The organism is Maledivibacter halophilus (assembly GCF_900167445.1).
GTDB classification, from domain to species: Bacteria; Bacillota; Clostridia; order Peptostreptococcales; family Caminicellaceae; genus Maledivibacter; species Maledivibacter halophilus.
This window is the reverse complement of sequence record NZ_FUZT01000008.1, coordinates 199,243-213,564: the sequence shown is the minus strand read 5'-3', so window position 1 is coordinate 213,564 and position 14,322 is coordinate 199,243. Positions and strand designations below refer to the sequence as shown.

General features: G+C 29.6%; 12 protein-coding genes. 10 read left to right on the top strand and 2 right to left on the bottom strand.

Features of this window, described 5'->3' with window-relative positions; genetic code table 11:
• Window positions 1-75 precede the first annotated feature (75 nt).
• The 7 genes from B5X81_RS27880 to ltrA all read left to right on the top strand — a co-directional run bounded on the left by B5X81_RS27880 (window position 76) and on the right by ltrA (window position 8,178).
• Window positions 76-246: a hypothetical protein gene (locus B5X81_RS27880; RefSeq protein WP_208985077.1), complete on the top strand. Its 171-nt coding sequence runs from the start codon at window positions 76-78 to the stop codon at window positions 244-246.
• On the top strand, window positions 218-937 hold the full coding sequence (locus B5X81_RS16340; RefSeq protein ID WP_208985076.1) for a ParA family protein: 720 nt from the start codon (window positions 218-220) through the stop codon (window positions 935-937). Before B5X81_RS27880 ends, B5X81_RS16340 begins: the two co-directional genes overlap by 29 nt.
• A 6-nt stretch (window positions 938-943) precedes the next feature.
• Window positions 944-1,822, top strand: a complete 879-nt coding sequence (locus tag B5X81_RS16335) for an REP-associated tyrosine transposase (protein WP_244282129.1) — start codon at window positions 944-946, stop codon at window positions 1,820-1,822.
• Window positions 1,823-1,972: 150 nt separating this feature from the next.
• Window positions 1,973-3,646, top strand: a complete 1,674-nt coding sequence (locus tag B5X81_RS16330; RefSeq protein WP_079493214.1) for a restriction endonuclease — start codon at window positions 1,973-1,975, stop codon at window positions 3,644-3,646.
• Window positions 3,647-3,842: 196 nt separating this feature from the next.
• Window positions 3,843-5,909 carry a restriction endonuclease gene (locus B5X81_RS16325; protein WP_170917469.1) on the top strand — a complete coding sequence of 689 codons (2,067 nt, stop codon included), beginning with the start codon at window positions 3,843-3,845 and terminating at the stop codon, window positions 5,907-5,909.
• Window positions 5,910-6,138: 229 nt separating this feature from the next.
• A complete protein-coding gene (locus tag B5X81_RS27875) occupies window positions 6,139-6,300 on the top strand; it encodes a hypothetical protein (protein WP_208985075.1) in 162 nt (53 codons plus the stop codon).
• Between the two features lie 915 nt (window positions 6,301-7,215).
• Window positions 7,216-8,178 carry a group II intron reverse transcriptase/maturase gene (gene ltrA, locus B5X81_RS16320; RefSeq protein ID WP_244282128.1) on the top strand — a complete coding sequence of 321 codons (963 nt, stop codon included), beginning with the start codon at window positions 7,216-7,218 and terminating at the stop codon, window positions 8,176-8,178.
• A gap of 12 nt (window positions 8,179-8,190) precedes the next feature.
• On the opposite strand, the gene istB is transcribed toward ltrA, so the two are convergent.
• Both istB and istA read right to left on the bottom strand, forming a co-directional pair.
• Entirely contained in the window at window positions 8,191-8,934 is a 744-nt protein-coding gene (gene istB / locus B5X81_RS16315; protein ID WP_079493211.1) for an IS21-like element helper ATPase IstB, read from the bottom strand.
• Between the two features lies 1 nt (window position 8,935).
• A complete protein-coding gene (gene istA, locus B5X81_RS16310; protein ID WP_079493209.1) occupies window positions 8,936-10,411 on the bottom strand; it encodes an IS21 family transposase in 1,476 nt (491 codons plus the stop codon).
• Window positions 10,412-10,513: 102 nt separating this feature from the next.
• On the opposite strand from istA, the gene B5X81_RS16305 reads away from it, so the two are divergent.
• From B5X81_RS16305 to B5X81_RS16295, 3 genes are all read left to right on the top strand, one after another.
• A complete protein-coding gene (locus B5X81_RS16305) occupies window positions 10,514-10,894 on the top strand; it encodes a group II intron maturase-specific domain-containing protein (RefSeq protein ID WP_079493208.1) in 381 nt (126 codons plus the stop codon).
• Window positions 10,895-11,202: 308 nt separating this feature from the next.
• A complete protein-coding gene (locus B5X81_RS16300; protein ID WP_079493206.1) occupies window positions 11,203-12,942 on the top strand; it encodes a hypothetical protein in 1,740 nt (579 codons plus the stop codon).
• A gap of 81 nt (window positions 12,943-13,023) precedes the next feature.
• Window positions 13,024-14,268 (top strand): PDDEXK-like family protein, encoded by a 1,245-nt coding sequence (locus B5X81_RS16295; protein WP_170917468.1) that lies wholly within the window; start codon window positions 13,024-13,026, stop codon window positions 14,266-14,268.
• Window positions 14,269-14,322: the final 54 nt, after the last annotated feature.

The window sequence follows — 14,322 nt, the reverse complement described above, 5'->3', positions numbered from 1 at the left end:
TTAATGAGACCTACTTCAGACCCTATAAATTTTATAGGGGGTCTATTCTAATATTTATGTATATTAATATCATCATTGTACCAAGACACATGTAGAGGTCGTTGTAGGAATACAAAGGAAAGAATCTATGAAATAGCTGTATTTACAAGGAATTTGAAGGATTTTAAGTTTGTGAAAAATGGGCGAGATTTTAAGAATAAAGTGCCTATTGGAGAGCTTGAAATTTGCATTGCAGTGCGTACCTAATAAAAGTAGACATGTTATAAATAGAAGACAGGATTTGATTGTACCGATCAAATCCTGTCTTTTTGCGTTTAAAGAAAAAGAAAATAATGAAATTTTTAGAATGAAAGGAGTTTTAAAAATGTGCAAAGTAGTAGCAATAGCAAGTCAAAAATGTGGAACAACAAAGAGTACCACATGTAGGAATCTAGCAACAGTATTAAAGAATATGGGGTATAAGATATTGGTAGTAGATTGTGATAATCAGGCAAACTTAACGGATTGTTTCGGAATAGAGAGTCCAGATAAGTTAGAAATAACACTCTATCATCTAATGAAGAAAATTATTATGGATGAAGATTTACCAGAAAAAGAGGAGTACATTATTACAAAAGAAGATGTTGATGTACTGCCTGCCAGTATACTGCTATCGGATATTGAGATTAAATTAGTATCAGCAATGAGTAGAGAATATATCCTTAAAACTATTATAGATGAAATCAAAGCGGATTATGACTTTGTACTATTAGATGCCATGCCTTCCCTTGGTCTAATGACACTAAACGTCCTTGCAACCTGTGACAGCGTGATGATTCCTGCAACACCAGAATATCTGTCAGCTAAAGGTCTTGAATTGCTACTTAAGGCCACACAAATACAGAGGGACGTTTCATTTGTCTTGGTTGTAACATTGTGCTATATAAAAATAGGGTGATATAATATGCCAAGGCAAGCAAGACAAAGAAGCAATACAGGAATATATCATGTTATGATAAGAGGAATAGACAAAAGAGATATATTTTTAGATGAGGAAGATAGAACAAAGTTTATAGAATGTGTATTGAAAGCTAAGAAAAAAGGAAAGTTTAAAATATATGGTTATTGTCTTATGGATAATCATATACATATGTTAATAAAAAAAGATGAAGAAATTGGAATAAGTATGAGGCGTATTACAGGAGGATATGTTGGGTGGCATAATAGAAAATATGAAAGAACAGGGCATTTATTTCAAAATAGATATATGAGTGAGCCTGTAGAAAAAGAAGGCTATTTACTTATAGTGTTAAGGTATATTCATCAAAACCCTGTCAAAGCAGGAATTGTAAATAAAGTAGAGGATTACAAATGGAGTAGTTATAAAGAATATTACAATGATTATAGTGGACAGAAATCTTTTATTAGTACAGCTTTAATAAAAGATTATTTTAAAACCTTTAAAGATTTTGTTAATTATATGAATGCTAATAATAATGATGAGTGTTTAGAATATAAGCCAATAAAAAGATATAATGATAATACATTAAGGAAAATAATTCAAAAAGAATATGAGATTAATAATATTAATAAAATGCCTATAAAAGAAAGAAACAAAATAATTGAAAAAATATATAATGAAACAGAGGCAAGCATAAGACAATTAAGTAGAATACTAGGGATTGGAAAAACAATAATAGAGAAAGCAGTCAAAAAAGACTCGCGAAACGTCCCTTTGTCTTATAAATTAGAAGTTAACCAGCATATGAATTTTTTAACATCAATTAGTAGTTATAAAGCTTTTGTAGAATATTGGAATAGTAAGTTAAATAGGAAAGGATAATTATATTTAGATATTATAAACAGCATCTGCTTTGGTAGGTGCTTTTTATAATGTCTTAAATAGCAGCTAGACTAATATTGTCAAATACAGGAATCAAAGGTATTATTATATATAAGAGGATAGAAAATTATTACTGGAGGGGTATTTGTTTTGAAAGATATTGATGAAAATATAAAGGTTTTAGATAATAATGTAGAGTATTATAAAAATGGTAATGTTAAAGCTTATGAATCAACAATTCATCATGTTGGTCTAGAAAAAACGATTAAAGTAAGAAATAGAGACCATCAAATATATTCAGATAAATTTGATGAAGCAATAGAATTATTATATAAAGAGTGGGAAGTAGTATCTACAAATAATAATATTGAATTATTTATTGAGTCTTCTTCTAAATATCATTTGTTGTCAAATAATATAAAGAAATTTGATTATACAAAGTATTTACGAGTTGTTGATTTAAGTAAAGTAAAAATACCTAATATATATAAAGAAAAGGAATTACTAGCAATACCAGAAAAACCTTCAAAGAATAATCCTACATATATGTTTCAACTAAAATGGTATCACAAACTATTTTATCCATTCTTATATTTTTTTATAAAAGATTCAAAATTGAAGTATGAAACTGATATGAAAAATTATGATGATACAATAATCAAGAATCAACAAATCACAAAAACTAATGCTACGATCAAAGATACATATAAAAGAAAAATGATAAAATCCTTAATAATTATTTTGAAAATAAAATTAAAAGTTGAAATTTATAACGAAGAATTGAATAACTTGGTAAATGGATATAAAAGGTCTGACAAAGATAGTATAATAGCATATTTTTCAAAATTCCTTCCGAATAGGATGAGCTATAATAATTTATATAAAGAAATAACCTTTGAAATTGATTATAATAGTGAAGACTCTACTTTAATTGTCAATTTTAAATTTCCTAAAGAAAATCAATTTCCTAAGTTTAGAAAGTATAAGTTTATAAAGACCCATAAAAGCATTAAAGAAATAGAATTTAAAAAAGCTGAAAGAGAGAATCTTATAAAAGAAGCCTATTATAGTCTATATATTGCAATAGTTAACGATATTGTTCAAGTTGATACTGAAAAAATAATATCTTATATAGTCTTAAATGGGATATATAGTGGAGTTGATTCAAGAACTGGGAAGGAATTTCAAGCTTGTATAATGACTTCGAAATTTCAAACTGAGGAATTTAGAAATATTAACTTAGACAATATTGAGCCTAAAGATACCTTTAAATATTTTTCAGGAAAGGGAGTACCAGATATCAATAACATTAGCCCTGTAGAGCCTATAAGGTTTATAGACAAAGGAAAGTTTAAATTAATAGAAACAGATGAAATTCTATCTAATCTAAGTATTGATACTAATTTGGCAGCTATGGATTGGAGAGATTTTGAGACATTAATAAAAGATTTATTTGAACTAGAGTTTAGAGAACAAGATATTGAAATAAGAAATACTCAACACTCTAATGATGGTGGCATTGATGTAGTTGCATTTAATAATAATCCCTATACCGGAGGAGTAATACTATTACAAGCAAAGAGATATACAAATACTGTTCAACCTGAGCCGGTAAGAGCCTTGAAAGGGTCGATGGATCAACACAATGCTATTAGAGGAATTTTAGTAACTACTTCAAGCTTTGGAGCATCTTCAATAGAATATGCTAGACAACACAATATAACTCTTATAAATGGAGATAAACTAGTAGAGATGTTTAAAAATCATAATTATAATTTTCATATAGACCTCGAACAAGCCAAGAAGAGTAATAGTGTAAAATAATTCTATAATTTGCATCTAAATAATAGTTTAGGTGCTTTTTATTATGTCTAAATTGTCGAATTTTGAATAAGGAAAATTTTGAAAATATTTTTTGAATAAGGTAGAATTAATTATATATTTGTTAATAACCAATTGATTAATCTATTAATAAATAAGATTAAAACATGTGTTTATTTAAGTTATGAGGAGGATTTTAATGTTTAAAAACTTTTTAAAGGATTTAAGAAAAAAAGATAAAAATATTGAAAACAAGAATAATGATTCATGTGAAGAAAGGATTACAGGGCAAGTTGAAAGAAAAGCAGACGGCGATTCAGATGTAATTTCTATAAATAGAGAGAACAACATATCAATTGATAGTAATATAATAATTAATAAAGCTAAATCGAATACAGAAACTAAGAATAATTCAAAAATTGCAAATAGATTTAATAATTTGAAAGATTTTTATACTCCTGTGTTTTCAGGTAAAAGGAATATTAATGATATTATTAAATCATACGTTGCAGAGACGGACAATGATGAGGTTTTTAATGAACTAAGACTTAGATATTTAAGTTTGTATCTTTTTAAACTAAAAATTACCAATGAAAGACTTAGTATAAAACAATTAGAAGAATATATATATAAGATGTCAAATCCAAATGCTGAAGTCAAAAAGGTAATCTTAAATGAAAATATTGTAGATGATAGATTGTATATTGAACTTAAATCCTTTCTTCAAAATCAGATAAAATCATTGCAAAACACTAGAATGGTCATTGAGATGGATAGGTTAATCTTATCCGTATTTTTGCATTATAATATATACAAAATGGAACAAGATTTTTTTATTAGAATACTTTTTAAACTTATAAAAGAAATGAATTTAACTATTAATATTACTGAACTAACTGAATTTAAAGCCTATCTAGAACAGAGGTTTTTGTATATAAATAATATACAATTTTGGGAGTCAGAGGAAGAAAAATTGTATCATTGTAATGCTTATTTTATGGGAAGATATATAGCAATAAATACAGCAGATGCAAATCATATTATTTCAAATTTAAAAGAAGGAACTTTAAATGTATTTGCTACAGAGATGGATATTAAAAATAATCATGAAAAACTATATAGTTTGTATATAAATGGCACATCGTTTATTGTAAATATAAATGATAAAGATAGACTACTTAAGTATTACGAATACATAAATGAACAAATAATGAATGAGGTTAATGAAACAATTAAAATGATTAAAGATTCAATTCCTAAAATTCATTCTGAATTGTTTGATATGATTGAAAATTATTTAGACATTATAGTTCCTAGTATATTGTTAGATAGGGAAGAGTATATAGCTTTTGAACATTTAATTTCATATAATAGCTTTATAGCAATGCAATTGCTAGATAGTAGTGTTGAAGAAAGAGATAATATTATAGATAAACTTAGAGAAGATAGAGAATTCTTCGATAAAATTAATTCTTTTATTGATACAAGTTATGAAAAGTTTGTCAAAGTATCAGGAAAGTATCTTAATATACCAGAAGAAAATTACTCCTGTATTATTTGGCTTTTAATAAGAAAAGCAGCTATTAATTATTTCTCGCAATTATGGGATAAAGAGTATGGAATATACCTAGAAAACAGCAATCAAATAATGAATTTAGATGAATACATTGATATGTATTGTAGATGTAATGATATACCTACTAAAAACATAGCTCCAGTAGGTATGTTAACTTATTATTTAATTAGCAAAAACTTATTTCCATCAGATTATAGAAATAATTTTTTGAAATGTAATGCTCTTGTTATTAATAAAGTTTTTGAGAAGTCTGAGAAAATAGAATTAGAATTATTTGAGAAAAAGCTTACTAAACAACAATCAATACAAGCTACTCAATATACAATTAATGATATTGATTTAATGGATGGACACGAGTTTGAGAGGTTTATAAGTTTATTATTTAGCAAAATGGGATATGAAACAGAAGTAACAAAAGGGTCAGGAGACCAAGGAATAGATGTGATAGCAGAAAAAAATGGTGTTAAAGTCGGTATCCAAACAAAATGCTATTCAGGTAGAGTTACTAATAAATCTGTACAAGAAGTTGTTGCAGGACTAAGCTACTATAATTGTGAAAAAGGGATTGTTATAACAAATAGTTATTTTACTAATTCTGCATTAGATTTAGCTGAATCTAATGGGGTAGTACTTTGGGATAGAGATATGTTAAGAAGAAAAATAGATGAAGTAATTAATACTAAATTGTAGATTTTAAAAAATATTTTAAGATTATAGCTATGTATTTAAAAATTTGTATTCTAGCGTATAATAAGAAAAAAGAATTCATTTAAGTGGTCAGATCAGCTTGAAAAATTCTCCTATCAGAATCATCAGAAGGCTGGACAAAAGAATTAAATCTATTTAGCTGGAATGGAAGAGGTACTAGACCAGCTAGTAAAAGTCAAGACTTTTTACTAGCTGGTCTAACCCTTATCTTGTGCAGATTTATGAAGTGAAATTAAATGGAAATGTTTCAGAATTAGAAGGAAGAACAATGACTGGAGACATAATTCACAGCCAATTTAGATTTATAGACCCTATGGAATTTAAATCTGGAAGGAAGATACTATATCCAGAAGAGTTAGTAAAATCAATTTAGAATTTAATTGTCATTTAAAGTATCATATAAACTACCAACTTATAAGCCATATGGTCATAATTTATATATAAAGTTAGGTGATTATGAACTAGTGATTGAATGTGGATAAGATAAGATGTGGAATTTTAGAAATGTTAAAGCATAAAAAACTATTTTAGGAAGATTAGAGAACTACTTCAAAAGTAGTTCTTTTTTATGTTTGCGAGGCATGTTGCCGAGTCGATGGTTTGAAAGAAAACCTGTCACCTAGCTAATGGGAAGACAAGCTGTAGGCAAGGGCGTTTTCGGCGACGAAAGGGTCTGAAGGAAGCTGATGGCGGTTATTGGAACGGAACGCAAGTAAACCAATGTTGGCATATGTGGCGGATAACCTTCCATAAAGTGGGAATGTCCTAAAATTAGCTTAGCTACATGTGTTAGGATGGTCGTTTTAATAACAGGCGGAGTGACTTAACCTTGGAAGTGCTGTATTCGAAGCTGTAGGTTTCACCTACAAGCGAAAGCAAGAGGTGAAATGAGAGTGCAGTATGCAGACGAAGCCGTAGTAGTGAATAAGCCTATACCAATGAAAGCTAGTAATAGACTGGAGGATAAAATATAGGTGACATATCATCAAGTTGATATGACTACCTTAGGTCAAAAGCCTATGGTAGGTGCGAAGGGCGGAAGAGATTTCAAAGTGTATCCGAAAGAATTTTGAATAAGGGTGAAGGTGTTAAAAGAAGGCTGTAATGCTGGAAGGTACGAATAGCTGGCATAAAAGAATTTGCGGGCTATCTCGACGACACAGATATGAAATAAGTAGGGAAACGAAGATAAGATTGCCATAGAGCTAGAGACGTCAAGTAACCCTAGTGAAGAACATATAGCCTGAGTAAAGAATACTGAAAGATACAGCAACAGAGGAGGAAAAGCATGAAGAAATGGTACAGCCTTATCGATAAAATATATCGAAAAGAAAATTTAAAGCTAGCTTTTAAGCGTGTAAAGAGAAACAATGGAGCTCCTGGAATAGATGGAGAAACTGTTTCTGATTTCGCAGAAAAGTTAGAATTCAATATTGAGTTTCTTCATGACAGACTGAAAACTAGCACGTATGTGCCTAGTCCTGTAAGGAGAACAGAAATCGAAAAGCCTGAAGGTGGTATAAGATTACTGGGAATTCCTACGGTAAAGGACAGAGTAGTGCAACAAGCCATTGTTAATATTATAGAGCCAATCTTTGATAAGACTTTTCATCCATCAAGCTATGGATACAGACCCAATCATTCACAACAACAGGCTGTTGCAAAAACAGAACGCTTTATGAACAGATATAACCTAAAGCATGTAGTGGATATGGACTTAAGTAAATGTTTTGATACGCTAGACCATGAAATTATGATGAAAGCAGTATCAGAAAGAATAAGTGATGGGAAGGTATTAGAGCTCATTAGAAGATTCCTAAAATCAGGTGTAATGCTAGATGGGAGCTTCAATGCTACAGAAGTTGGTAGCCCGCAGGGCGGTGTCATCTCACCAGTACTTAGTAATATTTATCTTAATCAGTTCGACCAAAAGATGATGAGTAAAGGCATAAGGATAGTACGTTATGCTGATGATATTCTTATCTTTGCAAAAGATAAGAATACGGCAGGTAACTATAGGTCTTATGCAACAAAAGTCTTAGAAGAAGAACTGAAACTGAAGGTTAATGAAAATAAAACTAAGCTTACAAGTGTGTATGAAGGGGTTAGATTTCTAGGCTTTGTAATTCGCATCAAAACTCTTGGAGTTGATCCCAAAAGGATAAAACGATTCAAAGATAAAGTGAGAAGAATTACAATGTTAGTGTCAAGGAAAAACCCGCAAAAAAGGGAAGGAAAATCCATCACTTAAGAATAAAAAAATTTAGTCTTTCTTAATCATTTGTTTTTGCTCTTTCATTCTAAAACTATCTCCCTTTATTAAAATTAGATGGCAGTGATGAACTATCCTATCAAGAATTGCTGTTGCAAGAATCCTATCGTGGAAGATGCTCCCCCAGTCATCAAATGATTTATTTGAAGTAATAATAACTGATCCAGCCTCATATCTCTTAGAGATAATTTCATAAAAGAGATCCACAATACTATCACTGAGCTGTCTAAATCCAAGTTCATCTAATATTAGCAAATCTGGAGCAAGGTAATATTTAAGCTTTCTATGATAGGAATTGTCAGCTTTAGCCTGAAAGAGTGTTTCCATCATTTCTGATACTGAAGTAAATAAAACCTTGTAACCTTGCTGCAATGCTTTAATACCAAGACTTATAGATAAGTGGCTCTTACCCGTTCCTGGCGGACCTACAAATACTATATTTTCCTTTTTTCTAATATACTCACCAGTAGCAAGATTGTATATTTCTTGCCTATTAAGTTTAGGCTGAAAGTTAAAATCATATTCTTCTAAAGTCTTAATTGATGGAAACTTAGCTTTTGCTGTCCTTTTTTTATAGCTATTATCTCTCCTATTAGATATTTCATCCTCTATTAAAAGCTCAAAAAATTCAATGTAAGATAGTTTTTCTTTTATAGCTTGTTCATTTCTAATTTCAAAGGTTTTTGCTATTCCAGAAAGTTTTAATGTTTTTAAGTCTTTAACCAGACTATTCAAGTTATTTCACCTCCTTCAATTTGAATAGAGATTCATATTCAGAAAGAGGTCTATGGATATCGGTTTCTGTATTTGAAATTAAACTTACACCTGTATCTACTGGCTGCTCATAAAGTCCTTTTTCACATATGTTTTTGATGGTCTGATATTTTATAGAGCCGAAAGCTAAAGCTCTTTTACAAGCCTTTTCAATGACCTCACTACCAAATTTATCTTTAAGTTTAAGTATTCCATAAATAGGTTTACCCCAATTATTTTGATTTTTCTCTAAAACTTTTTGAAAAAATTCTAATGCATTTGGACCTATTTCTAACATTTTTTGTCTATACTCATATTGAAGCTGTGTTTTGGTTTTTACTTTGTATTCGGGGTAATGGGCATTGTTGGTAGAAAACTGTCCTTTCCCCTCTATTTTTAAGTGAGTGGCAATAAGTTCATAGTGGCTATATATTTTAATTAGCTTATCTGATACCTTTAATGCCACATTTTCTCCTATATGCTTATAGGGAACTGAATAAAAGTTGCTATCATAACTTATATGACAGTTAACATTTACCTTTCTTGTAGTCCATATACCAAAATCATATTCTATAGGTTTTATTGATTGGAGGGTTTCTTTTTCTTCATCTTGAAAAACTTCCTTCGGAATCTGTTTTGTTGTTCCATGAACTCTACTATTACATATATTTTCAAGCCAGCCTAATAAAGCTTTTTCATACTCCTCAAAGCTTTTAAGACTTCGCCCCTTGAAAAAATTATTCTTTACATATTTAACTCCTGATTCTATCTTGGCTTTATCAGTAGGCGTTCTTACTCTACATGGTATTGGTAAAAAGCCATAATACTTACTAAATGCCTCATATTCCCTTTGATATACTGGATCATAAAAATTAGCTTCAAGTATAGCTGCCTTAAGGTTGTCTATCTTTACAGTCTTAGGTACTCCACCAAAATATTTAAAGGCATTTTCATGACACTTTATGAAAGTTTTTACTTCTTGATTAAAAACTATTTCACAGTACATAAGTCTAGAATAACTAAGGATCATACAAAACACCCATGCCTTCTTAAGGACCCCCATAGGGTTAGGTATTTTGCCTATATATCCAAAATCAACTTGTACTTCTTCTCCCGGTAGGGAACTGTTCACCATATATACTTTTGCATTTGATTGTTTATATCTTTTAACATATCTTTTCACAGTATCATAGGAGCCTGTATAGCCATGTTCTTCTGATATATCTTGAAATATTCTCATTGCACTTAATTCTTGTTTCGCTTTTATATGTACTATTTCTTTATATGGATCTAAGATAGATTCTACACTTTTTCTCTTTATTTCTTCACCATTTTCTATTCTCTTTAATATATTTCTAACCGTTCCTCTATCAATTTCAAGCATCTTAGCAATTTGAGTCTTGTTATATCCTTTATCAAAAAGGGTCTTTATTGTTGTATACATTGCTTCCCTCAGCACCTTTCTTTTCATCTCCTTATCAAAAATCTTTTTATTTGATTCTTGACTTTAGGAGATTTTTTTAATATTTTACTGGGGGATTTTCTTTCCCTTTTTTGATGAATTTATTTTACCATTAACATTACAAGAAGAAATTCAGGAAGAAAGTTTGAAAATATCATTAAAGAATTAAATCCAGTTCTACGAGGATGGATGAACTATTACCGCGTAGCGAATATTAAGGGTTTCACAAGAGACTTTATGAAATGGCTACGCAGAAGATTAAGAATGGTGAAAATGAAACAATGGAAGACCTACAAGGCAATGCATAAAGAAATGAGAAGACTAGGAATTAAAGGAAATGGACTGAAAATGGCTGTAACAAAGTGGAAGAATTCAAATGCTCACATTATGCATCAGATACTTCCCAATAAATACTTTGAGGACCTAGGTCTCATTGATATATATAAATATGAAGTTGGTCTGTTGTCGAATTATTATTAATTCGGTGAGAAATTTCAGGAGCCGGATACGGCAAACGTAAGTCCGGTTCTGTGAGAGCAAAGAAAACAGGATTAATTATTCTGTTTTCTAGCTACTCGATTCAACAAAACTAGATAAATGTCGACAGGAATAGTCAAAGGAATTTTACAAAATTTGCATAAGTAATATAGTTGAAGATGAATTGGATGGAGTGTAATAGAGGGTTTTGATTGAAATTATATAAACTAATTATGTCTATTAGTGGAAGTTGAAATGAGTTTTATTTGCTAATAATGCACTTTAGAAAGTAAAAAAGGAGGAGTAAGACTATGTCATATTCTAGTGATGCGGTAAATACAATTTTTGGAGAACGTGGTGATTTTATAATTATCGGTCTTACTGGAAGAACTGGCTCAGGTTGTACAACCGCTACAAAGATTTTGTCACAAAACCATTTTAACAAACTTGCACTACAAACACCAAAAGAATGTGACTTTAAGGATAATGAACAACGCAAATATAGACTTATATATAATTATGCAAAGTGTAATTGGACACCATTTAGAGTTATTGAGATGTCAATAGTTCTAGCATCATTTGTTTTTGAAAAAGGTTATGGATTTATCAAAGAATTTATAGATGAACAAAATAATATTATAATTCATAGAAAAGATGACCTATTATCAGAACTTGAGACTTTATCTCCATCTATTAATAAAATATCACAGGATTTAAAAAACTGTATAGGTAAGAATGGGCGTTTAAAAAGAGATTCGGCTGAGATTAAGATTGCTGAACTTAAACTATTATCACAGATAAGTAAAGTAACAATTAAGTTTAAAAAGGTGTTGAAAAAATATACGATAACACAACAAATTAATATCCAAGGTGTTAACCGAGAATGTATAGCTGAAGCATACACATATTTCTTTCAACAGTTTGGGAACAATGTTAGAGCTAGTGGAAACCCCTTCGACAATTCTTTTAGTGGTAAAAACATGTTTGATTTAGCACAGCGTGCAAATGATTTTATCAAGGCTGTTCGTGAATCGCAGCGGTTAAAGAAAGAATCAACATTAATATGTATTGATGCACTTAGAAATCCTTACGAGGCAACATATTTTCAAGATAGATACTCTGCTTTTTATCTAATAGCAATTGATACGGAAGATGAGGAGCGAAGACGCCGCTTAGCAGAAATGAGCAAAAATCAAATATTAAGTTTAGATGCAATGGAATACCCTAACAAACTAACAGATGAAAAAAAGTTTAATCAGCAAAATTTAGCTGCATGCTTGGAAATATCAGATATTCATATCTATAATCCCAAAACATCTATAAAGAAAAATTATTATTTAACTACACAATTGATAATGTATGTAATGTTAATGAAGCATCCAGGTCTAGTAACTCCGTCACATATTGAACGCTGTATGCAGATTGCATATAATGCTAAATTGAATTCGGGTTGTTTATCACGACAGGTCGGTGCTGTTATTACAGATAAAAACTTTAGTATTAAGGCTATAGGATGGAATGATGTACCTTCTGGTCAGGTATCATGTAATTTAAGAGATGTTAATTCATTATGTATCAATAGAGACTATGCTTCGCATAGTAAATTTGAAATAGAAAACAATGAGTTTTCTGATAAAATGAACAATCTTAAGTCTAAAATAGATTATTCTCGACTGAAAGGTAGACTGTACCCATATTGTTTCAAAGATATTCATGATAAAAAGAATCAAGTTCATACTCGAGCATTACATGCTGAAGAAAATGCTTTTTTGCAAATTGTGAAGTATGGAGGAATTGGAATAGAAGGAGGAGTTTTATTTACAACTGCTAGTCCATGTGAATTATGTTCAAAGAAAGCATATCAACTTGGCATAAAACAAATATACTATATAGATCCATATCCAGGTATATCAAAAGACCATATTTTAAAGTTTGGAGAGAGTAATCCAGAATTGAAACTATTCTATGGTGCAATCGGGAGTGCTTACACAAAATTGTATTCTCAACGATTATCAATTAAGGATGAGCTAAAGATGCTAAATGAAGAATAATAGTAATCTACAATTATCCATATAATATATCATTACCAAAACAAAGGCTTATTACGATTATCTGGAAAGTAGATGAGTGTTATGAAAGAAATTCTAAAAGTAGAGTCAATATTGAAGCAGGTGAAATTAATTATAGAAAAGAATAGTAAGATTGAGAAAGAAACTGGAGGATTATTTAATATATTTTCTATTTTGAATATGGAGAGATTAGAAGTTAAAACTCATTCTGCATTGTTATATGAGTTATTAAATCCTGATGGTAGTCATTCTCAAGGAAGTACGTACCTAAAAATTTTTGTCAATAATGTTTTATCAATTGAAAATTTTGATCTAAATAATGTAAAAGTAGATAGAGAAAGAAATATAAATAGTTTAGGTAGAGTTGATTTGGCAATAGAAAATCAAGAGCATTTAATTATTATAGAAATTAAGATAGACGCAGGAGATCAAAAAAATCAATTAAAAAGATATAATGAGTATGGATTAAGAAGTGGAAAAGATTATGATATATATTATTTGACATTATATGGATATGAAGCAAGTAATTATAGTACAGGAAATACAGATATTAATTACAAATGTATATCATTTGAAACCGATATATTAAATTGGATTAATAAATGCATTGGAGCAGAAAAAACACCTGTATTGCCAGCTGTAAGAGAAACTCTAGCTCAATATTTAAAGTTGATAGAGAAAATTACAAATCAACTTGATGGAGGATTAAAGATGGAGATAAAAAATTTATTACTTAAAGATAATAATCTTGAGATAGCACAACAAATATCAAAAGTAATTCCTTATTGTAGAGCAGAGTTAGAATATAAATTCTGGACAAAATTACATCATAGGTATAATGAACAAATAGAAAGATTAGGACTAAAATATTTTGATGATGTTTTTTTCAAGGATGAAAAAAGCGATATAGAAAATATTGTTAAACAACGCAAAAAGAAAAATGGAGATATTCATTTTGAATATGAAGTCGGTGATTATAATAATAAAAAAATATATTTATTAATAGGTTGTGATGGAGATCATGAACGTATATATGTATCATTTACTATTGCAACAGAAGATAAATTTTTTCCTTTTGAGGAGAATGATAAAGAAATGGTAAATCTTATTGAAAAATTAGGATTTGTTAATTCTTTAGGTTACGGATACAACTATGTCACATATGATTTGAATTTTCATACGGATAGTTTGCTAAAGTTACAAAATGAAAACACATTTAATAAAGCGGTAAAAAGTATAGGAGATGAACTTTTAGATATTATAAAAAAAGTCACATGTAATAAAGAATTAAACGATATAATTATTTGAGCATAATATTACATTAAAACAGAATTTAACAAACAATAAGGAGCTACTTCACAG